Source organism: Rhodoferax sp. GW821-FHT07G04, assembly GCF_059418585.1.
This window is the reverse complement of record NZ_JBWKQD010000001.1, coordinates 614,740-633,308: the sequence shown is the minus strand read 5'-3', so window position 1 is coordinate 633,308 and position 18,569 is coordinate 614,740. Positions and strand designations below refer to the sequence as shown.

The 18,569-nt window shown below is 62.7% G+C and carries 18 protein-coding genes; 10 read left to right on the top strand and 8 right to left on the bottom strand.

All coding sequences use genetic code 11. The features are described 5' to 3' along the window. The first annotated feature begins 72 nt into the window (after positions 1 to 72). Positions 73 to 732 carry a DUF1345 domain-containing protein gene (locus AC07OO_RS02880; RefSeq protein ID WP_495080546.1) on the top strand — a complete coding sequence of 220 codons (660 nt, stop codon included), beginning with the start codon at positions 73 to 75 and terminating at the stop codon, positions 730 to 732. 3 nt (positions 733 to 735) lie between these two features. Here the strand turns inward: AC07OO_RS02880 and AC07OO_RS02875 are convergent, their stop codons facing one another. The 3 genes from AC07OO_RS02875 to AC07OO_RS02865 all read right to left on the bottom strand — a co-directional run bounded on the left by AC07OO_RS02875 (position 736) and on the right by AC07OO_RS02865 (position 3,841). After that, the gene (locus tag AC07OO_RS02875; protein ID WP_495080545.1) at positions 736 to 1,689 is read right to left on the bottom strand and encodes a DMT family transporter; all 954 of its coding nucleotides are present in this window, start codon (positions 1,687 to 1,689) and stop codon (positions 736 to 738) included. Continuing rightward, on the bottom strand, positions 1,686 to 2,180 hold the full coding sequence (locus AC07OO_RS02870; RefSeq protein WP_495080544.1) for a methylated-DNA--[protein]-cysteine S-methyltransferase: 495 nt from the start codon (positions 2,178 to 2,180) through the stop codon (positions 1,686 to 1,688). Before AC07OO_RS02870 ends, AC07OO_RS02875 begins: the two co-directional genes overlap by 4 nt. A gap of 68 nt (positions 2,181 to 2,248) precedes the next feature. Next, complete coding sequence (locus tag AC07OO_RS02865; RefSeq protein ID WP_495080543.1) at positions 2,249 to 3,841, bottom strand: DNA-3-methyladenine glycosylase 2 family protein; 1,593 nt, start codon at positions 3,839 to 3,841, stop codon at positions 2,249 to 2,251. 155 nt (positions 3,842 to 3,996) lie between these two features. On the opposite strand from AC07OO_RS02865, the gene AC07OO_RS02860 reads away from it, so the two are divergent. From AC07OO_RS02860 to AC07OO_RS02840, 5 genes are all read left to right on the top strand, one after another. Next, positions 3,997 to 4,491, top strand: coding sequence for a hypothetical protein (locus AC07OO_RS02860; RefSeq protein ID WP_495080542.1), 495 nt, complete (start codon positions 3,997 to 3,999; stop codon positions 4,489 to 4,491). A 57-nt stretch (positions 4,492 to 4,548) separates the two neighbouring features. After that, positions 4,549 to 4,875 (top strand): hypothetical protein, encoded by a 327-nt coding sequence (locus AC07OO_RS02855; protein WP_495080541.1) that lies wholly within the window; start codon positions 4,549 to 4,551, stop codon positions 4,873 to 4,875. A gap of 217 nt (positions 4,876 to 5,092) precedes the next feature. Continuing rightward, the gene (locus tag AC07OO_RS02850; protein ID WP_495080540.1) at positions 5,093 to 6,475 is read left to right on the top strand and encodes a phosphomannomutase/phosphoglucomutase; all 1,383 of its coding nucleotides are present in this window, start codon (positions 5,093 to 5,095) and stop codon (positions 6,473 to 6,475) included. Continuing rightward, positions 6,472 to 7,518, top strand: coding sequence for a lipopolysaccharide heptosyltransferase I (waaC, locus tag AC07OO_RS02845; RefSeq protein WP_495080539.1), 1,047 nt, complete (start codon positions 6,472 to 6,474; stop codon positions 7,516 to 7,518). The genes AC07OO_RS02850 and waaC overlap by 4 nt, the downstream gene beginning before the upstream one ends. Positions 7,519 to 7,527: 9 nt before the next feature. Then, positions 7,528 to 8,838: a 3-deoxy-D-manno-octulosonic acid transferase gene (locus AC07OO_RS02840; RefSeq protein ID WP_495080538.1), complete on the top strand. Its 1,311-nt coding sequence runs from the start codon at positions 7,528 to 7,530 to the stop codon at positions 8,836 to 8,838. On the opposite strand, the gene AC07OO_RS02835 is transcribed toward AC07OO_RS02840, so the two are convergent. The 4 genes from AC07OO_RS02835 to AC07OO_RS02820 are packed head-to-tail and all read right to left on the bottom strand — an operon-like array spanning position 8,827 to position 12,005. Beyond that, positions 8,827 to 10,179: a TolC family outer membrane protein gene (locus AC07OO_RS02835; protein ID WP_495080537.1), complete on the bottom strand. Its 1,353-nt coding sequence runs from the start codon at positions 10,177 to 10,179 to the stop codon at positions 8,827 to 8,829. The two genes, AC07OO_RS02840 and AC07OO_RS02835, sit on opposite strands and share 12 nt — an antisense overlap. A 36-nt stretch (positions 10,180 to 10,215) precedes the next feature. After that, on the bottom strand, positions 10,216 to 10,557 hold the full coding sequence (locus AC07OO_RS02830; protein WP_495080536.1) for a rhodanese-like domain-containing protein: 342 nt from the start codon (positions 10,555 to 10,557) through the stop codon (positions 10,216 to 10,218). Positions 10,558 to 10,574: 17 nt separating this feature from the next. Beyond that, positions 10,575 to 11,252 carry a protein-L-isoaspartate O-methyltransferase family protein gene (locus AC07OO_RS02825; RefSeq protein WP_495080535.1) on the bottom strand — a complete coding sequence of 226 codons (678 nt, stop codon included), beginning with the start codon at positions 11,250 to 11,252 and terminating at the stop codon, positions 10,575 to 10,577. A 42-nt stretch (positions 11,253 to 11,294) separates the two neighbouring features. Continuing rightward, positions 11,295 to 12,005 carry a TetR/AcrR family transcriptional regulator gene (locus AC07OO_RS02820; protein ID WP_495080534.1) on the bottom strand — a complete coding sequence of 237 codons (711 nt, stop codon included), beginning with the start codon at positions 12,003 to 12,005 and terminating at the stop codon, positions 11,295 to 11,297. Positions 12,006 to 12,242: 237 nt separating this feature from the next. On the opposite strand from AC07OO_RS02820, the gene trhA reads away from it, so the two are divergent. Then, positions 12,243 to 12,860: a PAQR family membrane homeostasis protein TrhA gene (trhA, locus tag AC07OO_RS02815; protein WP_495080533.1), complete on the top strand. Its 618-nt coding sequence runs from the start codon at positions 12,243 to 12,245 to the stop codon at positions 12,858 to 12,860. An 11-nt stretch (positions 12,861 to 12,871) separates the two neighbouring features. On the opposite strand, the gene AC07OO_RS02810 is transcribed toward trhA, so the two are convergent. Then, a complete protein-coding gene (locus AC07OO_RS02810; protein ID WP_495080532.1) occupies positions 12,872 to 13,192 on the bottom strand; it encodes a hypothetical protein in 321 nt (106 codons plus the stop codon). Between the two features lie 200 nt (positions 13,193 to 13,392). Between AC07OO_RS02810 and AC07OO_RS02805 the strand changes: the two genes are divergently transcribed. The 3 genes from AC07OO_RS02805 to fusA all read left to right on the top strand — a co-directional run bounded on the left by AC07OO_RS02805 (position 13,393) and on the right by fusA (position 18,424). Beyond that, positions 13,393 to 15,588: a hypothetical protein gene (locus AC07OO_RS02805; protein ID WP_495080531.1), complete on the top strand. Its 2,196-nt coding sequence runs from the start codon at positions 13,393 to 13,395 to the stop codon at positions 15,586 to 15,588. A gap of 93 nt (positions 15,589 to 15,681) precedes the next feature. Next, positions 15,682 to 16,236 (top strand): peptide-methionine (S)-S-oxide reductase MsrA, encoded by a 555-nt coding sequence (msrA, locus tag AC07OO_RS02800; protein ID WP_495080530.1) that lies wholly within the window; start codon positions 15,682 to 15,684, stop codon positions 16,234 to 16,236. 133 nt (positions 16,237 to 16,369) lie between these two features. Further along, positions 16,370 to 18,424 carry an elongation factor G gene (fusA, locus tag AC07OO_RS02795; RefSeq protein WP_495080529.1) on the top strand — a complete coding sequence of 685 codons (2,055 nt, stop codon included), beginning with the start codon at positions 16,370 to 16,372 and terminating at the stop codon, positions 18,422 to 18,424. Positions 18,425 to 18,569 lie beyond the last annotated feature (145 nt).

Genomic DNA, 18,569 nt, shown 5'->3' with positions numbered 1-18,569 from the left:
CGTGGACCTCAAAAGCCGCTCCACACCACGGTATGCGCAGTATTGCACCAAAATTAAGCGGGACAATAAACCATGCACCGTCATTTTTCTGAAACCACGGGCCGCCGACGCCTGCTGTATGGCTTGGCAGTGGGTGGGGCCGTGGCGCTGCTGCCGCTACCCACAGACGGGTTCACCCAACTATTGATGAGTTGGTGCGCTGGCTGCTTCACCTTCTTGGTGCTGGCCTGGTGGTTGGCGGTGCGCTTTGACGCCCGGCGCACCCGGGAGCGGGCCCTGGCGCAGGACCAGTCGGGGTGGATGCTGTCCAGCCTGCTGCTGCTGTCAGTCTTTGCCAGTGCAGGCGCCATCGCCTTGATGTTGCAGCATGTGAAGGACCTGGCCGCGGCAGAGCGCCTGGCGCACCTGGCGCTGTCCATGCTGGCGCTGGGCGCATCGTGGCTGTTGATGCAGACCATCTTTGCCTTCCACTATGCCCACCTGTACTACCAGTGCGAGTCGCGCAGCCATGCGGTGGGCGCGGGGCTGGAGTTCCCCGGCAAGCAGGCGCCGGATTACTTCGACTTCTTGTACTACGCCCACGTGGTGGGCATGACATCCCAGGTATCCGACGTGGTGGTCACCGCGCGCCACATGCGCCGCCTGACGCTGCTGCACAGCGTGGCGGCCTTTGCATTCAACATGTTAGTGCTGGCGCTAAGCATCAACGTGGTGGCGGGTGCAATCCAGTAGGAACTACTTCCGGCTGAACTTCACCAAACCGGTCGACAGGCTGGTGCCCGCAATGATGACCAGGCCGCACATTAGCATCCACGAGGTCACTTCTTCACCGAGCAGCACAACGCCATAGAGCACGGCAAACACCGGTATCGCAAAGGTGACCGACAGCGCGCGAGCAGGGCCGGCCCGCTCGATCAGGCGGAAGTACAGGATGTAGGCCACACCCGTGCACAGCACGCCCAGCGCAATGACGGTCAGCCAGGCATTCAACGACACCGGCTGCGCAGGCCAGAACCACACGGCCAGCGGAACCAGGCCAATGGATGCGCCCAACTGGCTGCCGGTGGCCGTGACCAACGAGGGCAGGCCGGACAGGTAGCGCTTGGTAAAGCTGGCCGCGATGCCGTAGCACAGCGTGGCGGTCAGACAGGCTAGCACGGCCCAGCCGGTGGCATTGCCGCTGGCATCGGGCTTGAAGCTGGCCTTGTCCCAGGCCAGCAGGGCCACGCCGGCAAAACCGATCAGCAGACCCACGGCTCGCGAGCCCGTGGGCTTGTCTTTGAGCCACAGCCAAGCAATGACGGCGCCAAACAGCGGCGTGGTGGCGTTCAATATCGACGACAGCCCGGTCGTGATCGACAGCAGCGCAAAGCTGAAGCAGGCAAAGGGAATGGCCGAATTCAAAATGCCGACCACAAAGCTCAGCTTCCAATGCTGGCGCAGGCTGGGGCCATGGCCGCGCAGCAGCACGATGGGCAGCAGAAACAGCGAGGCAATCGCGACCCGCAGGCCCGAGGTGGCGAACACGCCCAACTCCTTGGCGCCAAAGCGCATGAACAAGAACGATGCGCCCCAGATGGCCGCCAGCAGTACGAAATCCAGCAGCCAGGCTTTGGCGGGTGTGGCCGCGGGCGCCGCGGTGGCTGCCGGCGCGCCTTTGGCGATGGTGGTGGTTGTAGCGGTGCTCACAGATGGCTCTCCAATTCCAGTAATGCGACTTTGCGGGGCACGCCACCGGCATAGCCGGTCATGGCCCCATTTGCGCCCACCACGCGGTGGCAGGGCACGATGATGGTGATAGGGTTGCGCCCCACGGCGCCACCCACGGCGCGCACCGCGCTGGCCTTGCCCAGGCCTTGGCTGATGGCGCCATAGCTGACGGTCGCACCGGGCGCAATGTCGCGCAGCGCGGTCCACACACTTTGCTGGAACGGCGTGCCGCGGCTCAGGTCCACCGGTAGGTCAAACTGGCTGCGTTCACCGGCACAGTATTCCCGCAGTTGGGCGATGGCCTGGCGCAGTATGGGGTGGTCGTTGGACACGGGCCATTGCTTGAAGTCTGGCGCGTGCTTCTGGCCATCAAAGCCCACCCAGACCAGGGCTTCATCGTGGGCGACCAGGGTCATGGGCCCCCAGGGGCTGTCAAATCCGCAGCGAACGGTTTTACGGGATGTGTTCATGGTAAATAAGGCGATAGCCCTCGTGAAATATACGTGTGATGCTATGAAAACGATAGTGATCTGAAAGCTCAATCCGGGTGCGCGTCCACCGTCGCGGGTGGGTGCGCCTTGGCCAAGCTGGCCCAGGCACGCACCACCGCATAACTGCGCCAGGGCTTCCAGCGTTGTGAAGCGGCCTCGGCCGCCTGTTGCGGATTAGGCGCACCGCGCACGCTCAGCGCGTTGTGCAAGGCCACGTCCCCGGCTACAAAGGCATCAGGCCAACGTAGCGCACGCATCGCAATGTACTGTGCCGTCCAAGGCCCTATGCCTGGCAGGGCCTGCAGCGCGGCCAGCGTGGCAGGTATGTCTACGCCGGGCTGCAGTACCACATCGCCGTTGATCACAGCCTGGGCCAGTGCCTGGATGGCGCGCTGGCGCTGCCGGACTATGCCCATCTGGCCCAGTTCGTCCCCACTGGCCTGTACCAGCGCCTGCGGCGTGGGGAAGAGCCGGTGCACGCCCGGCGGTGCCTTGGGCACTTCGCCGCCCCAACGCTCCACCAGCCGCGCACCCAGCGTGCGTGCGGCCTGCACGGTGACCTGCTGGCCCAGGATGGCGCGCACGCCCAGCTCGAAACCGTCGGCGCAGCCGGGCACACGCAGTCCGTCCGCACCGGGGAAGTCATCCTGCATGCAGGGGTTGATGGCCCAGGGCTCGGCGTCCAGGTCCAGCATGGCACGCAGGCGGGCCAGCACCTGGGGCAAGGCGTCGCCCAGGCTGTTGCAGATGTCAAAGACCACGGTGCAGCGCTCAGGCTCAAAGCGCGCCTGCACCCAGCCACTGTAGGTGTGCTTGGCCACCGTGAGTGACAGTGTGCGTGCCAGCGTCAACCGCTCCACGTCCACCATCTCCATGCCGGCAATCTGGCGCGTGGCGAAGAAGCCCAGCATCGCGGCCACATCGTAGGGCGGGCGGTAGGCGGTCTTGAGCACAAAACCGGTGGTGTTGGGTGCGATGGCGCCGTCGACCGGTTCACGGTCCTTGCGCAACTGGCGCGGCTGCAGCCGGTAGTGTTCGACAAAACTGGCATTAAAACGGCGCAGGCTGCCAAAGCCGCTGAGCGCAGCCACCTGTGTCACCGGCAGCTGGGTATCGGTCAGCAGGCGCTTGGCCATCAGCAGACGGCGGGTCTGCAGATATTGCAGCGGTGACACGCCCCAATGCGTTTCAAAAATGCGGCGTACATGGCGCTCGCTGACGCCCAGTCGGTGGGCCAGATCGGCCATGGATGGCATGCCATCCGCACTCCACAGCGCCGGCTCGTCCAGCAGGCGCGCGGCCTGCTGGGCCAGGATGGCGGAGGCGTCTTGTGTCGACCAGTTCTGCAGGTTGCCCAGCGCCGCACCATTGAGCGGCGTGGCACCCGGTGCCAGCTCCGGCCGGCAGCGCAGGCAAGGGCGGTAGCCGGCGGATTCGGCCTGGGCCGCGAGCGCAAAGAAACGGCAGTTCTCCCGCTTGGGTGTGCGCACTCGGCAGACAGGCCGGCAGTAGACGCCGGTGGAGCTGACGGCGGTGAAGAAGCGCCCGTCAAAGCGCGCATCCCGCGCCTTGAGCGCCAGGTAGCAGGCGTCGTCCTCGGCTGGGGTGTTGGTGCTGATGGGGGCTTTTGCGGCTTGCATAGGAGGAATGATACGCAGGGCGGCGGATGAAAATGGCCGTTTTCGGACATGTGGGTAGAAGGGCTCGTGCATTGGTGCGATGGGCTATATTGCGGGCCACATCCATTGCCTGGCCGCACTGCTTTCAGGCGCACAGCAACTACCAAGGACTCCCTATGAAGTGGCCGTTAGCCGCAATCCTTTGCGTTACAGGCATTGCATCTGCCGACCCCCTGTACATCACCGTCCCCGGTGAAGGCTGGACGTTGAAGCTGGACACGCCTGCCATGACCAGTACCCGTGCAAGTGCTGAGGGGCGGCGCTACAGTTTCCAGACGAGCAGCGTGGAAACGGGCATCACGCTCAGCCTGCATTCCGAGACCGAGGGCGCGGCGAGCAATGCCGAATGCCGCGAGACCTACTGGTCCAAAAGTCTGACCAGCCCAACGACCAAAACCGACGTCAGTCGGTGGGGCACCGACAGCGCGTTGATGGCCACGCATCTGACCGAACTGGTGTACCAGGGCAAGCAGCAGAAGACGGCGAATGGCCATGCTTACTTTGTCAAAAATGGGCTGTGCATGGACCTGCATGTGTCGCATTGGCCGTACCAGCCTGGCAGTGAACAACGCGTGGAGGCGGTGTTGCGGTCAATACATACGGTTCTTTGATGTGTGCGGTGGAAATGACGGCGTTTTATTGTGGAGCGATAGAACTAATATTGACCTATGAATTTCATGACGATTGCACTGGATTTTGCTGCCTTTGAGATGCTTCTGTATGTCTTGCTGACCTTTGCCCAGCGGCACGTGCGGAAAGTCAGCGATGAAGCGCCCATCAACTTCATGGACTATGGCCCGTGGTGGAGTGTCGTATTTCACAGGGTATGGCTGGCCTGCCATCTCTCGGCTTTTTTGGCCCAGTTGGTTGTAAGTCAAATTGCAAGAAGGGCGGGGGCCACACGCGATGTGAACATTCCGATGCCAGTTTTCCACTTAGTGAACTGGGCACTGGTTGTTGCCGCTGTTGCATGCGAAGGCCGATTTGGACGGTAGCTGATTTACGCTGGTTGTCGGTGCGAGATGGTCCACTGACATATTCGGGAGGTCGCCTATGGCGATCTCGTCGGAGTCACTGGGCAAGCTGAGTTGGCAATTGCCATATATCTTGGACTATCGACAGTCCATTTCACCCACCTACAATCCCTGGCTCAGGCTAGGCGCCAACATTGCGCTGCTGCCAACCGACTACTCGCACAGGGAAAAGAACCCAATGAATCTCTCAGCCAGCATCTTCAAAGCCTATGACATCCGCGGCATCGTGCCGACCACCATCAACGAAGAGGTGGCGCGTGGCATTGGCCGCGCCTTTGGCACGGTTGCGATGGCCCAGGGCCAGACCACGGTGGCCGTGGGCCGCGATGGTCGCCTGAGCGGGCCGGCGTTGGCCGAGGCCTTGATGAACGGCTTGCAAGACGCAGGCATCACTGTCATTGACATCGGCATGGTGACCACGCCTATGCTGTACTTTGCGGCCAGCACGCTGTGTGCCTCGGGCATCCAGGTCACCGGCAGCCACAACCCCAAGGACTACAACGGTTTCAAGATGGTGCTGGGCGGTCGCGCCATTTATGGTGACGACATCCAGAACCTGCGCAAGCTCATGGAGACCGAGAGTTGGGCGCTCAAGGCCGGTGGCGCGCGCCAGACGGCCGATGTGCTGGAGGCCTACCGCAGCCGCATCGTTGGCGACATCAAGCTGACGCGGCCGATCAAGATTGTTGTGGACTGCGGCAATGGCGTGGCCGGAGCCTCGGCCCCCGCCATCCTGCGCGCCATTGGCTGCGAGGTGACTGAGTTGTTCAGCGAAGTGGATGGCAATTTCCCCAACCACCACCCGGACCCCAGCAAGCCCGAGAATTTGAAGGACCTGATCGCCGCGCTGCAAGCCGGTGACGCCGAGCTGGGGCTGGCCTTTGACGGCGATGGAGACCGCCTGGGTATCGTTACCAAGGACGGCAACAATATATTCCCGGACCGCCAGATGATGCTGTTCGCGCAGGATGTGCTGAGCCGCGTGCCCGGCGGCACCATCGTCTACGACGTGAAGTGCTCGCAGCGCCTGGCACCCGCCATCACCACCGCCGGTGGCGTGCCGCTGATGTTCAAGACCGGCCATTCGCTGATCAAGGCCAAGATGCGCGAGATTGATTCGCCGCTGGGTGGTGAGATGAGCGGCCACATCTTCTTCAAGGAGCGCTGGTATGGTTTTGACGATGGCACCTACGCCGGTTGCCGCCTGCTGGAGATTGTCAGTCGCGTGGCCGACGCGGGTGCCTTGCTCAATGGCCTGCCCACCAGTTTCTCCACACCTGAGCTGAACGTGAAGTGTGCAGAAGGTGAACCCCACGCGCTGGTGGAGCAGCTGATTGCCAAGGCAGCATTTGCGGCCCCAGCCACCATCAACACCATCGACGGCGTGCGCGTGGATTGGCCGGATGGCTTTGGTTTGATCCGCGCATCCAACACCACACCCGTGTTGGTGCTGCGTTTTGAGGGCCGCACGCCCGAGGCCCTGCACCGCATTCAGGATGACATGCTCACACTGTTGCGTTCGGTCAAGCCCGACGCGAGCTTTGCCGAGGCTGCGCATTGAAATCAGCGCCTCGCAAGGTCCTCATCGTCAAGCTGTCTTCGCTGGGCGACGTGGTGCATGCCATGCCGGCGGTGCAGGACTTGCGACGCGCCTTTCCGGCCGTTGAAATCGACTGGGTGGTTGAGCGAGCCTTTGCGCCGCTGGTGACGCGCTGTGAAGGCGTGCAGAAAGTTATCCCTTGCGAACTGCGTAAGTGGCGCAAGAAGCCGTTTGCGCAAAAAACACGCGCCGAATGGCGGGCTTTCAAAAACCGGCTGCAGGCCGAGCAGTACGACGCGGTGATCGACCTGCAGGGCCTGAGCAAATCCGCGCTGGTGGCCTGGCTGGCGCGCACCACGCCAGACGGCCGCCGCATCGCGATGGCCAACCAGACCGATGGTTCGGGCTATGAGGCACCGACCCGCTGGGTGGCCGATGTGGCCATTCGCCTGGAACCCCATGTGCATGCCGTGCAGCGCGCGCGCCTATTGTGTGCGCAGGCCTTGGGCTACACGGTCGAAGGCCCGGCGCACTTTGGGCTGAAGCCGGGCGAGCATGTGGCGCTGCCCTGGGACCCTACTGGTGGCCCCGGCAACTCCTTCGTGCCGCGCAAGGCCTGTGTGGCCCTGGTGCATGGCAGCTCGCGGGCCGACAAGCAGTGGCCCACGGCCCACTGGGTTGCATTGGGTCAACGCCTGAACCACAGCGGGTTTGCCGTGGCGTTGGCGCATGGCAATGCGGCCGAGAAGGCGACCAGCGAGGCTATAGCTGCCGAGCTGGACGACGCCTGGGTCTGGCCACCGATGGGCCTGGACGCTGTGACCGACACCATGGCGCAGTGCGCCGGTGTCATCGGCGTGGACAGCGGCCTGAGCCATATCGCCGTGGCCCTGGGGCTGCCCCATGTACAGATCTACAATTTCGACACTGCCTGGCGCACCGGCCCTGCGGATGCCGATCCCAAATGCCCTCCGCAGGTCAGCGTCTACGCCAGCCCTTGCCCCGATGTAGATGCGGTCTGGCAGGCCTGGGAAGGCCTGGACACGCCGGTGTTTTGTCGATAGCCCATCCGCATGTTGCGCGCCCTGTACTCCCTGCTGATGTGGCTGCTGCAGCCTTTTGTGCGTTCCAAACTGCGTCGGCGCGCGGTGCAGGAGCCTGAGTATGGTCAGCATGTGGAGGAGCGCTTTGGTGTCTACCCCGCGTTGGAAACCCCGTTGGGCGATGGCCGGTTTTTTGTGTGGGTGCATGCCGTGTCGCTCGGCGAGACCCGGGCCGCAGGCGAGCTGATTGCCGAACTGCGCAACACCTTGCCCGGCATGCACCTCTTGCTGACCCACGGCACGGCCACCGGCCGCGTGCAGGGCCGCGCGCTGCTGCAGGCGGGCGATGTGCAGGTCTGGCAGCCCTGGGATACCCCGGGTGCCGTTCGCCGCTTCCTGGACCATTTCAAGCCCCGGGTGGGCTTGTTGGTGGAGACCGAAGTCTGGCCCAACATGGTGGCTGCGTGCAAGGCGCGCCAGCTGCCGCTGTGCCTGGTCAATGCGCGTATGAGCGCCAAGTCGCTGAAGCAATCGCTGCGGCTGGCTTGGCTTGCGCGCCCCGCCTATGCCGGTCTGCGCGCCGTGTGGGCACAGGCTGCGCCGGATGCTGCACGGTTCACCGAGCTGGGCGCCGCCGTGCTGGGTGTGTTCGGCAATTTCAAGTTCGACGCTGCACCAGACACCGCACAACTCAGTCAAGGTCGGGCGTGGCGTAGCGCGCAGGCCCAGCCCGTCATCGTCTTTGCCAACACGCGGGATGGTGAAGAGGCCGTTTTCCTGGAGTCGCTTAAGAGAAATAGGGCGCTAGCCCTCGTCAATGCTAAACAAGTAGCTACTGAAAACATAGCAGACACCAGAATCCAATGGATGCTGGTGCCCCGCCACCCGCAGCGGTTTGATGCCATTGCAGCGCTGTGCGAGGCCGAAGGCTTTAGCGTGTCGCGCCGCAGCCAGTGGGTGGACGGCCCCGAACCCGCCGACATCTGGTTGGGCGACTCCATGGGCGAGATGGCGCTGTACTACGCGTTGTCCGATGTGGCCCTGCTGGGCGGCAGCTTTGCACCGCTGGGAGGGCACAACCTGATTGAAGCAACGGCCTGCGGTTGCCCGGTGGTGGTGGGGCCGCACACCTTCAACTTTGCGCAAGCCGCTGAATTGGCGCTGGAGGCAGGCGCTGCATTTGCAGAGCCCGATATGCCGCAGGCGATTGCCATGGCCATGGCCCTGGTGCAGTCGGTGCCCGAATTGAAAAAAGCCCAGGCCGCCGGTCAGGCGCTGGGCTTGGAGCATGGCGGGGCCGCCAAACGCACCGCTTTGGCGGTGCAGGAGTTATTGCGCTAGCTGGGCGTTGATGGGCTGCAGGTCGTCGGCCTTCAAGGTGCCCGCCGCCTGGCGCAGCTTCAATCCACCCACCAGCACGTCATAACGCGCCTTGGCCAGCTTGGCCTTGGTGTCGAACAACTGGCTTTGCGAGTTCAGCACGTCGATGTTGATGCGCACGCCCACTTGGTAACCCAGCTTGTTGGCGTCCAGCGCGCTTTGGCTGGAGGCTTCGGCGGCTTGCAGGGCCAGCACCTGGGCCTGGCCGGATTGCACGCCATAGTAGGCGGTGCGGGTACCCTGGGCCACGGTGCGCTTGGTCCCTTCCAGGTCGGAGCGGGCCTTGTCTTCCAGCGACAGGGTTTCCTTGATGCGGTTTTGTGTGGAAAAACCCGCAAACAGCGGTACGTTGAGGCTCAGGCCTATGGTGCCGACGTTGAACCGGCTTTCAATGCCGGGGCCAGCGCTGGAGCCATTGCGGTTGGACACCGAGGTGTAGTTGCCGGTCAGGTCCAGCGTGGGCTTGTGGCCGGCCTTGGCTTTTTCGGTTTCCAGCTGGGCCACATCCAATGCGATCTGCTGCTGTTTGATGCCGGGGTTGTTGGCTTCAGATTGCTGCACCCATTGGTTCACATCGGCTGGTTCCACGGGCCCGAGTACCACAGGGGCTTTGACGGGCTTGGGGCTGACGGATTTGCCGACCAGCTGGTTCAGGGCCAAGGACTTGACCAGCAAGTCGTTTTCAGCGGCCAGTTCTTGGGCAATCACCAAGTCGTAGCGGGCTTGGGCTTCGCGCGAATCGGTGATGGTGGAGGTGCCCACTTCGAAATTGCGCTTGGCGGAGGCCAGTTGTTCGCCCACGGCGGTCTTCTGGCTCTTCACAAACGCCAGGCTGTCGGTGGCGGCCAGCACATCGAAATAGGCTTGGCTGACGCGCACGATCAGGTCCTGGTCGGCGGCCAGCAATTGGGCCTGGGCCAGGTCCACCTGCTTTTTGCCTTGCTCGTAGTTGGCCCAGTTGGCAGGGCGGTACAGGGGTTGCGACACGGAAATGGCGCCGGTATCTGTCTGATAGGTGTAGTTAGCGGCCACGGCGGCAGGTGCCTTGGTGTCCTGGTTGGTCTGTGTGGTGCTCAAGGCCAGGCCGGCGGTGGGCAGCAAGAGGGCCTTGGCCTGGTCGGCCTTGGCCAGGGAAGCGTCGTATTGCGACTTGGCCGACTGGAAGGTGGCGTCATAGGCCTGGGCCGCGGTGTACAGCTCCACCAGGCTCTGGGCTTGGGCAGACACAGACAGGCTGGCACCCAGTGCCAACACCAGGGGGAGAAAGCGGAAACGCGACGACGAAGCGGTGTGACGGGTCATAGTGGTTCTTCTCAGGCTTGTAAAAAGGGGAGTCAATCAGTAGCGCGGAATGCTGGGGTCCAGCTCGGCAGACCAGGCGTGTATGCCTCCGGCGATATTGGCCAGATGCGCGAAGCCATGGCCGGCCAGATAGTGGGCCACTTGCATGCTGCGTCCGCCGTGGTGGCACAGGCAGGCAATGGGCTGCTCTGGGTCCAGCTCGGCCAGGCGCGCCGGAATGCTGTTCATGGGGATGGTCAGCAGTGTGAAGCCATCGGCGGTCACGCTGGCGGTCTGCAATTCGTGGGGTTCGCGCACGTCCAGCACCACCGGTTCACCGATTGCGCGTACGCTGTTCAACCACTGGGCCAGATCTTGGGGGCGTACTTGCGCAATCATGGGTGTACTGACGGCCTTTACAGCTTGAAGCGCGAAGGCTCGGGGAAGTTTTGCAGGCGTGGCGCCAGCGTGTCCCAGCTTTGCACGGTGTTGAAGGTGGTCGCGCTGGTGCGGGTCACGATGGTGGCGCGCATGATGGGGTCTTCACCCACGATGGTGCCCAGACGGCCACCCACTTTCAGCAGGGCCAGCAGGTTCTCTGGCACTTCGGCAACCGAACCACTCAGCACGACGACATCAAAGCTGCCGTCGGTGGGCGTCAACTTCGCACCGTCCGCGTGGCGGACTTCCACGTTCTGGATGCCGGCGTTGCGCAGGTTGTCGCGGGCCATGGCGACCAATTGGGTGTTGATCTCCACCGTGGTGACGCGTTGGGCCATCTTGGCCAGCAGCGCGGCCATGTAGCCGGAGCCGGCGCCGATCTCCAGCACGGTGTCGGTGGGGCGCAGGGCCAGGTCTTGCAGCAGGCGGGCCTCTTGGCGGGGCTGCAGCATGCATTGGCCACTGGCCACGGACTCTTCGCTTGCGCCCAGTAACGGAATTTCCAGGTCGGCAAAGGCCAGGCCCTTGTGTGCGGCAGGCACGAAGTCTTCGCGCTTGACGAGGGACAGCAGCTCCAGCACGGCCGGCTCTGACACATGCCAGGGCCGAATCTGCTGCTCAATCATGTTGAAACGGGCTTGCTCGATGTTCATTTTTCTGTACTCCAGGGCATAGGTTGGCGGTTTGCGTCAATTTTACTTGGCGCTGGTTGCTGCCTGGATGGGTGATGCGTCCGCCGCGGTGCGCGTGCTGAGCCCGTACAAAATGGTTTCGAGCTGGACCGCCATGTATTGCTCCGGGTCGATCTGCATGCCCACTTCGTGGCAGGCGCCCCAACAGTTCTTCCACGTGGCAAGGAACAGCATGGGCGCCAGCACGGTGTAGACGCCGTATTTCTGGTCAATGGCGCGAAACTCGCCGCGGTCCACACCGCGCTGCAGCACCCGCTGCAGCAACTCGTGGCCGGGTTGGATGACCTCGGCGTTGTAAAAAGCGGCCAGTTCGGGGAAATTGCCAGCCTCGCTCATCATCAGCTTGATGATGCCGGCCGCTTTGGTGGAGCCAATGCGCTCCCACCAGGCCTTGACGCAGTAGCGCAGCATGTCGGCGCTGCTGCCTTGGAAATTGTTGAACTCTTCGTTCCACTCGCCGAAGCGGCCGGAGATGTTCTCCCGTACCACGGCCTTGAACAGCTCTTCTTTACTGGAGAAATATAGAAACAGCGTACCCTTGGACACCCCGGCGCGCTTGGCTACTTCTTCTGCCCGGGTGCCGGCAAAGCCCTTTTCCACGAAAAGGTCTAACGCGGCCGCCAGCAACTCGCCTGGGCGGGCGTCTTTGCGACGCTCGCGCTTGGCCCGCACCGTGGCGGCGATGTCGCAAATAGGGCAGGAAGGCGAGGACATGTGAGTTAATGACTAATTGGTTATTAGTGTATCGTATGGCCCTTGCCAGGTCAAGGTTGGGGCGACAGACGACCGAAAGCGTGCGACGAAAGCCTGAAAACGCACGACAGGCGAGAATGCGGGTTACATGATGCCAACGAATCACCGCCACTTGCCAATGCCCCGGCCGGGTTTCTTTAACAACCGTCTCTTAGGGCTTGCAGCGCATCAACAGTCCACGCGGCGAGACTAGGCGGCATGTACCACGGCGAACGCTTCAACAGTATCAGCCATCTGGTCGGCGCCAGTATGGCGTTGCTGGGTGCCATAGTCTTGATCGTAGTGGCAGCGCAGCAGGGCGACCCATGGAAGATCGTCAGCTTCAGCATCTACGGCACCATGTTGGTGGCCTTGTATGTGTTCAGCACGCTCTACCACAGCGTGCGCGGGCGGGCCAAGGCGGTGCTGCAAAAGTTCGACCACTGCTCCATCTATCTGTTGATTGCCGGCAGCTACACGCCGTTTGCACTGGTGTCGCTGCGCGGTGTGCTGGGCTGGTGGCTCTTGGGCGGCATCTGGACGCTGGCCCTGGTGGGCATCATCCAGGAGATCTGGTTTGCCAAGGGTGCGCGCGTGCTGTCGCTGGTGATCTACCTGCTGATGGGCTGGCTCGCCCTGGTGGCCGTGGTGCCGCTGTGGAATGCTCTGACTCCGGGTGGCTTTCTATGGCTGGCGGCCGGCGGCGTTTTCTATACCGCCGGCATTTACTTCTACGTGGCCGATAGCCGCATACGCCATGGCCATGGCCTGTGGCACCTGTTTGTGTTGGGCGGCAGCATCTGCCACTTCTACACCGTGCTGGCCTTCGTGGCCTGAAGCGGTTTTACCTACTTCTTAGGTGCTGGTGGTGGGCCGTCCTTCTGGCCGCCGCCATCCTTGGGTGCATCTTTGGGACGGCAGGCCAGCGGCCGGCCTTCGGGTGCAAAGCAACTGCCCTTGACTGCGCCGTGCGGTGACGTGAAGTTGCAGTCTTGTCCCGCTTTCAGCGATTTGCAGGCGTCCAGCGCCTCCTGGGGTGGTCCGCGGTGTTGCTGCTTTTGACCATCGGCCGGCGGTGCGCCGCTGGGTTGTGCGAACAGTGCGCCGGCTGAAAGCGCCAGCGCCGAGAACAGCGTGGCGCGTGCGATGGAGAGGGTGATGGATTGCATGGCATGGCTCCTAAAAGTACGGACGACACTTGCCGACCGATGATGGCATTGTGGGTTGCAAATGTGGAGAAAGAATGGAGACGCTGGGCGCGTTCGAATAGCCCTTCTTCCCTTCTCTAGTTACCTCGAATGCTGGTCCCTGCAGGTTGGCACTCAGTTACTATCGTCCACTAAATAAAGAGATCAGGGAAGGAAAAAACATGCGTCCGAGCGTTCAATGGGCCAATGTGCTGGCAGCAAGCCTGCTAGTCGCAGTAATCGCAGCTTGCGGTGGAGGTGGCGGCGGCAACTCTGCAAGCACACCCGGGTCGACACCGTCAGCGCCCCAAGCCTCGTTCAGTCTGGTCGGGCCGCAAGATACCGACCCGGTTAACTTTGCCTGCGGCAACAGCGACGGTGACAAGACGCGTGCACGGTATCCCATGCCATCGGAAGCCAGCATCAAGTTCGCGGCCCTGCCAGACGGGGGTCTGTTGGGGCGCGCACGAGGCGGCTTCATCCAGCCCTATGTGGACACCTACTTCTGGGTTGACCAGACAGGACGCCGCACCAAATACACCGCCCGCATGCTGGACGATGTGCGGGTCGACACCGAGGGCCAGGTCTGGTGGGTCAGTGCCGACAAGCTGCTGTGGCGCGGGGCGCTGCAGCCCAATGGCCAGGACGAGCGCATTGGCAGCACAGCAGGCTTTGGCACGGCACCATCCGACGGTCTGTCCAGCGGACTGGCGTTGGGAGAAGTTCGGGGGTTTGCCGCAACCCCTGGGGCGGTGTTCCTGCTGGTTGCGAATGATGCGGGGACCCAGTATTTTGTTCGCCGCATGACCCGAAATGCCGATGCAAGCTGGCAGTCCAGTACGATCGCCGTGCCTACCAATGTGGTGCAGTCGGAAGACGGTGTTACGGTTCTTACCAATCGTGTCGGGCAACTGGCCTTGTCTGTGACCCGCCGCACGGTTACGAATGGTACCTACCCTTACGCTTACACGGCATCCAACCGCATCAGCTATTGGCAATGGAAGGCAAACAACACTTGGCAGGAGGTGGCCTACCAGACGAGCACCAGTTCCAGCCAAGCCTTTTCCGGAGGCACGAGCCTGCAGCTTGATAGTGCGATCTTGGGAGACGATGGCAATATCGTTTGGGGCGGCGGCGGCAATGCCACGCTGTACAGAATGGGGGAGGATGGTAGCTGGTCCGTGCTCGCGCGGCCGGGCGACATCAGCGCCACCGCAGTGGGGCAGGACGGTGATTTGTCCAAGGCCACTTTTTTGTCGGCGTATGGACTGACGTCCGGCTCCCAGGGTGATCTGCTGTTCTATGACGCAGAAACCTGCCAGCTACGCAAACTGAACAATAGAACTCTGACAACGGTCTCCGGCCCCAGCTACAGCATTCGCCCCCACTTTGCCGGGGCCAGGCTGGAGTTTGATAGCCACAACGCATTGATCGGTGTGCATGAAGGGGCCAATGCCTATCCCCGTGACATTCACACGGTGCCGAGCCCCACGAAGCTCAGCTACGAGCTGGCGAGCAATCGGTTGGCCGCCCTCGACGCGGTTGGTAGCCTTCAAGCGACAACAGATGACGGTTGCTTTGGCGGGCGAAACATCTTCAGCCGCTATTGCACCAACTACAACCTGTGGAGCGGTCTGGGTATCCGTCTTGCGGGCTTGGACGTTGTCAGCGACACCTTGTACGCGCTTTCCGACAAGATCTATCGCTTGGACGCTACTGGCCCCGTGGCGGTAGCCAGCGCGCCTTCCACCACCTGCCGTGATGCGACAGGGAGGGCTTACCAGTCCACAAGCTTGTTCGCCAGTCGTCAGCCTGATTTCCCCTACTTCCTTGTTTCGGATGGAGGCTGCCCGCCCCCAGAGGCCACAAGCTGGAACTATGTTTATGTGCCGACCCTGCACCGATTCGATGTGGCCAGCGGCACCCTGCAGGCGGTGTTCCCCGGCAAGCGATCCCCCCTGTTAAGTGGTGAAGCCAGTTTCGTGCAGAAGCGCAATGACGGGGGCTTCTGGGTGGCTGGCAGTGAAGGATACGTGGGCAGCGGCTATGTCATCAATCGCCTGACCAGCAGCGGTGACTTGGTGTTCGTCGCGGGCAACCATGACAGCCCCGCGCAGGCCAAGGATGGCAAGGGTAGCGCCGCGGCATTCGCTGGCATCAGCCGCATCCGCAACCTGGCAGACAACCGCCTGCTCGTGCTCGACGCCAATGCCGTGCGCCTGGTGGATGAGGCGGGTACGGTGCGAACCCTGTTCACGCTGGCCAGCTCCGGCATCGCCGGGGACTCCATCGTCGACATGATTCCCAAAGGCCGCGACCTGTACCTGACGCTGGCCAACCAGCCGATGCTGATGCTGGCCAAGGACGTGATCCCTTGAGGCGATGGCGATCTGACGCAACAGAGCTTCACCACCCCGCGTAAGATTCTCCACTTGCATCCGACCAACGCTCTTTGAACGGAGAACACCGCCATGACAGCCCCATCCAGCAACTCCCTGCAAACCATCACCCTGGGCGGCGGCTGCTTCTGGTGCACAGAGGCTGTTTACGTGCAGGTCAAGGGCGTCGTGGATGTGGAGTCCGGATACAGCAATGGCCTGTTGCACAGCCCCAGCTACGAACAGGTCTGCACCGGCCGCACCGGACACAACGAGGTTGTGAAACTGGTTTACGACACGACACAGATCAGCACGCGCGAGGTGCTGGAAATCTTCTTCGTCATCCACGACCCCACCACGCTAAACCGCCAGGGCAACGACACCGGCACACAGTACCGCAGCGGCATCTACTTCTCCAATGCCGAACAGCAGGTGGTGGCGCAAGAAATCATCGCCGAGATGGCGGCCAACGGCACCTATAGCCGCCCCATCGTCACCGAGGTGGTGGCGGTAGACAACTACTGGCCCGCCGAGGACTACCACCAGGACTACTTCGCACGCAATCCCACGCAGGGCTATTGCATGGCGGTCGCCGCACCCAAGGTGGCCAAGTTCCGCAAGACCTTTGCACGCCTGCAAAAGCCCTGATCTCGCTCCGCCAGCGGGGACTACACAGACCCCAGCGTCGCAGGTAAGATGGGTCGCATGGCCCCGCCGGTAAGTGCCTGCCGCTTTGGCATGCATTGCCCCTCGGCCACTTTGCTGCGGGAGGTCTTCATCCATGAGCCAGGAACCCAGTTCCCATATCCGTACGCTTGCGCTGGTCGGCCATGGGGCTTCTGGCAAGACCACGCTGGCCGAAAGCTTGCTGGCGGCCACAGGCGCCATCACCAGCCGCGGCGCGGTAGAGAAGGGCAGCACCACCTGTGACTTCGACCCCCTGGAGAAAGAGTTTGGCCACTCGCTGCAGAGCAGCCTGGTCAGCTTTGCCTGGGGCGGCGCCCGCATCCACCTGATCGACACACCCGGCTACCCGGACTTTGCCGGCCCGGCCATCGCGGCGTTGGCCGGTGTGGACACGGCCCTGGTCGTCGTCAATGCGCAAACGGGTATTGAACTCTCCACCGAGCGCATGTTCCACTTGGCAGGTGAACGGGGTCTGTGCCGCATGCTCGTCATCAACAAGATCGACGCCGACAACACCGACCTGCCGGGCCTGGTGGCCCAAATCCGTGAGCGCTTTGGCAAGGAGTGCCTGCTGCTGGACTTGCCGGCCCACCACAACCAGGATGTGGTCGAGCTGCTGGGGCATGCCGACGGCGATAGCGATTTCGCCTCGGTGGCAGCCGCGCACCGTGCCCTGATCGACCAGATCGTCGAAGAAGACGACAGCCTGATGGCCCGCTACCTGGAGGATGGCGTAGACCCCAGCCCCAGTGAACTGCATGCGCCGTTTGAAGCTGCGCTGCGTGCCGGCCATCTGATTCCCATCCTGTTTGTCTCGGCCAAGACGGGCGCGGGCGTGCCCCAGCTGCTGGATGTGCTGGCCAAGCTCGCACCCAATCCGGCCGAAGGCAATCCACCGCCTTTCTATCGGGGCGAGGCCGGTGCACCGGCCCCAGCTTTTGCCGCGCAAGCCGATGACGCCCTGCATGTGCTGGCCCATGTGTTCAAGGTGGTCGTGGACCCCTTCATCGGCAAGATGGGGATTTTTCGCGTGCACCAAGGCACGGTCACCAAGGACATGCAATTGTTCGTGGGCTCCGGCAAGCGGGCTTTCAAGGTGGCCCACCTGTACCGGTTGCAGGGCAAAGACTACATTGAGGTGCCCAGCCTGCTGCCCGGCGACATCGGTGCCGTGACCAAGGTCGATGAGATCGAATTCGACTGCGTGCTGCACGACTCGCACGACGAGGACCACATCCGCCTCAAGCCCTTGCAGTTCCCGTTGCCCATGCAGGGCCTGGCGGTGCAGACCAAGCGCAAGAGCGACGAACACCGCCTGTTCGACATCCTGCACAAGCTGGAACTGGAAGACCCCTGTTTCAAGGTGGAGCGCCACCCCAGCACCAACGAGACCGTGATCCGCGGCCTGGGCGACATGCACCTGCGTACCAAAATGGCCCGCATGCAGCAGCAGTACAAGCTGGAGCTGGACACCAAGCCGCCGCAGATCGCCTACCGCGAAACCATCACCCAGGGCGCCGAAGGGCACTGCCGCCACAAGAAGCAGAGCGGCGGTGCCGGTCAGTTTGGTGAGGTCATGCTACGCATAGAGCCCTTGGAGCGCGGCACGGGCTTTGAGTTTGTCGACGTGGTCAAGGGCGGCGCCATACCCGGTGTCTTCATGGCCGCGGTGGAGAAGGGCGTGCGCCAGGCCCTGGCCGATGGCGTCGTGGCCGGTTTCCCGGTGCACGACTTGCGTGTGACGGTGTTCGACGGCAAGACCCATGCGGTGGATGGCAAAGACATCGCCTTCACGCTGGCCGGGCGCAAGGCCACCATTGAGGCCGTGCGCAAGGCCGGTCCTATCGTACTGGAGCCACTGGTCACCATCGAGGTACTGGCCCCCGAGACTGCCATTGGCGACCTGACCGGAGACCTTTCAGCCAAGCGCGGCCATGTGACCGGCACCCAACCCCGGCTGGCCGCCACGGCTGCCATTCACGGCCAGATTCCCTTGGCCGAACTGGATGATTACCAGGGCCGGCTTAAGTCCCTGACTGCCGGCAAGGGCAGCTACAGCATCGCGTTTTCGCACTATGCCCAGGTGCCCAGCCAGACCCAAACGCAACTGATGGCGGCACACAAATCGGTCAATCTGGACGACGAGTAGATTTTCTAATCCGCTATGAATTTGAGAGCCACCCACGCAGATACGGCGAGGGCTGGGCATTTGTTGGGTGAATGACACGTTGGTCGTGCGGCCGCGTCGGTTCTGTGCTTTTGGGCCGTTGGCCCGAGAAGCCCTGTGCGAGAAT

Coding starts and splice junctions, on each gene's coding strand:
- AC07OO_RS02860 (WP_495080542.1), top strand. CDS start 3,997: ATGAAGTGGCCGTTAGCCGCAATCCTTTGCGTTACAGGCATTGCATCT.
- AC07OO_RS02810 (WP_495080532.1), bottom strand. CDS start 13,192: ATGCAATCCATCACCCTCTCCATCGCACGCGCCACGCTGTTCTCGGCG.
- AC07OO_RS02830 (WP_495080536.1), bottom strand. CDS start 10,557: ATGATTGCGCAAGTACGCCCCCAAGATCTGGCCCAGTGGTTGAACAGC.
- AC07OO_RS02870 (WP_495080544.1), bottom strand. CDS start 2,180: ATGAACACATCCCGTAAAACCGTTCGCTGCGGATTTGACAGCCCCTGG.
- AC07OO_RS02840 (WP_495080538.1), top strand. CDS start 7,528: ATGTTGCGCGCCCTGTACTCCCTGCTGATGTGGCTGCTGCAGCCTTTT.
- AC07OO_RS02880 (WP_495080546.1), top strand. CDS start 73: ATGCACCGTCATTTTTCTGAAACCACGGGCCGCCGACGCCTGCTGTAT.
- AC07OO_RS02850 (WP_495080540.1), top strand. CDS start 5,093: ATGAATCTCTCAGCCAGCATCTTCAAAGCCTATGACATCCGCGGCATC.
- trhA (WP_495080533.1), top strand. CDS start 12,243: ATGTACCACGGCGAACGCTTCAACAGTATCAGCCATCTGGTCGGCGCC.
- fusA (WP_495080529.1), top strand. CDS start 16,370: ATGAGCCAGGAACCCAGTTCCCATATCCGTACGCTTGCGCTGGTCGGC.
- AC07OO_RS02820 (WP_495080534.1), bottom strand. CDS start 12,005: ATGTCCTCGCCTTCCTGCCCTATTTGCGACATCGCCGCCACGGTGCGG.
- AC07OO_RS02805 (WP_495080531.1), top strand. CDS start 13,393: ATGCGTCCGAGCGTTCAATGGGCCAATGTGCTGGCAGCAAGCCTGCTA.
- AC07OO_RS02825 (WP_495080535.1), bottom strand. CDS start 11,252: ATGAACATCGAGCAAGCCCGTTTCAACATGATTGAGCAGCAGATTCGG.
- msrA (WP_495080530.1), top strand. CDS start 15,682: ATGACAGCCCCATCCAGCAACTCCCTGCAAACCATCACCCTGGGCGGC.
- AC07OO_RS02865 (WP_495080543.1), bottom strand. CDS start 3,841: ATGCAAGCCGCAAAAGCCCCCATCAGCACCAACACCCCAGCCGAGGAC.
- AC07OO_RS02835 (WP_495080537.1), bottom strand. CDS start 10,179: ATGACCCGTCACACCGCTTCGTCGTCGCGTTTCCGCTTTCTCCCCCTG.
- AC07OO_RS02855 (WP_495080541.1), top strand. CDS start 4,549: ATGAATTTCATGACGATTGCACTGGATTTTGCTGCCTTTGAGATGCTT.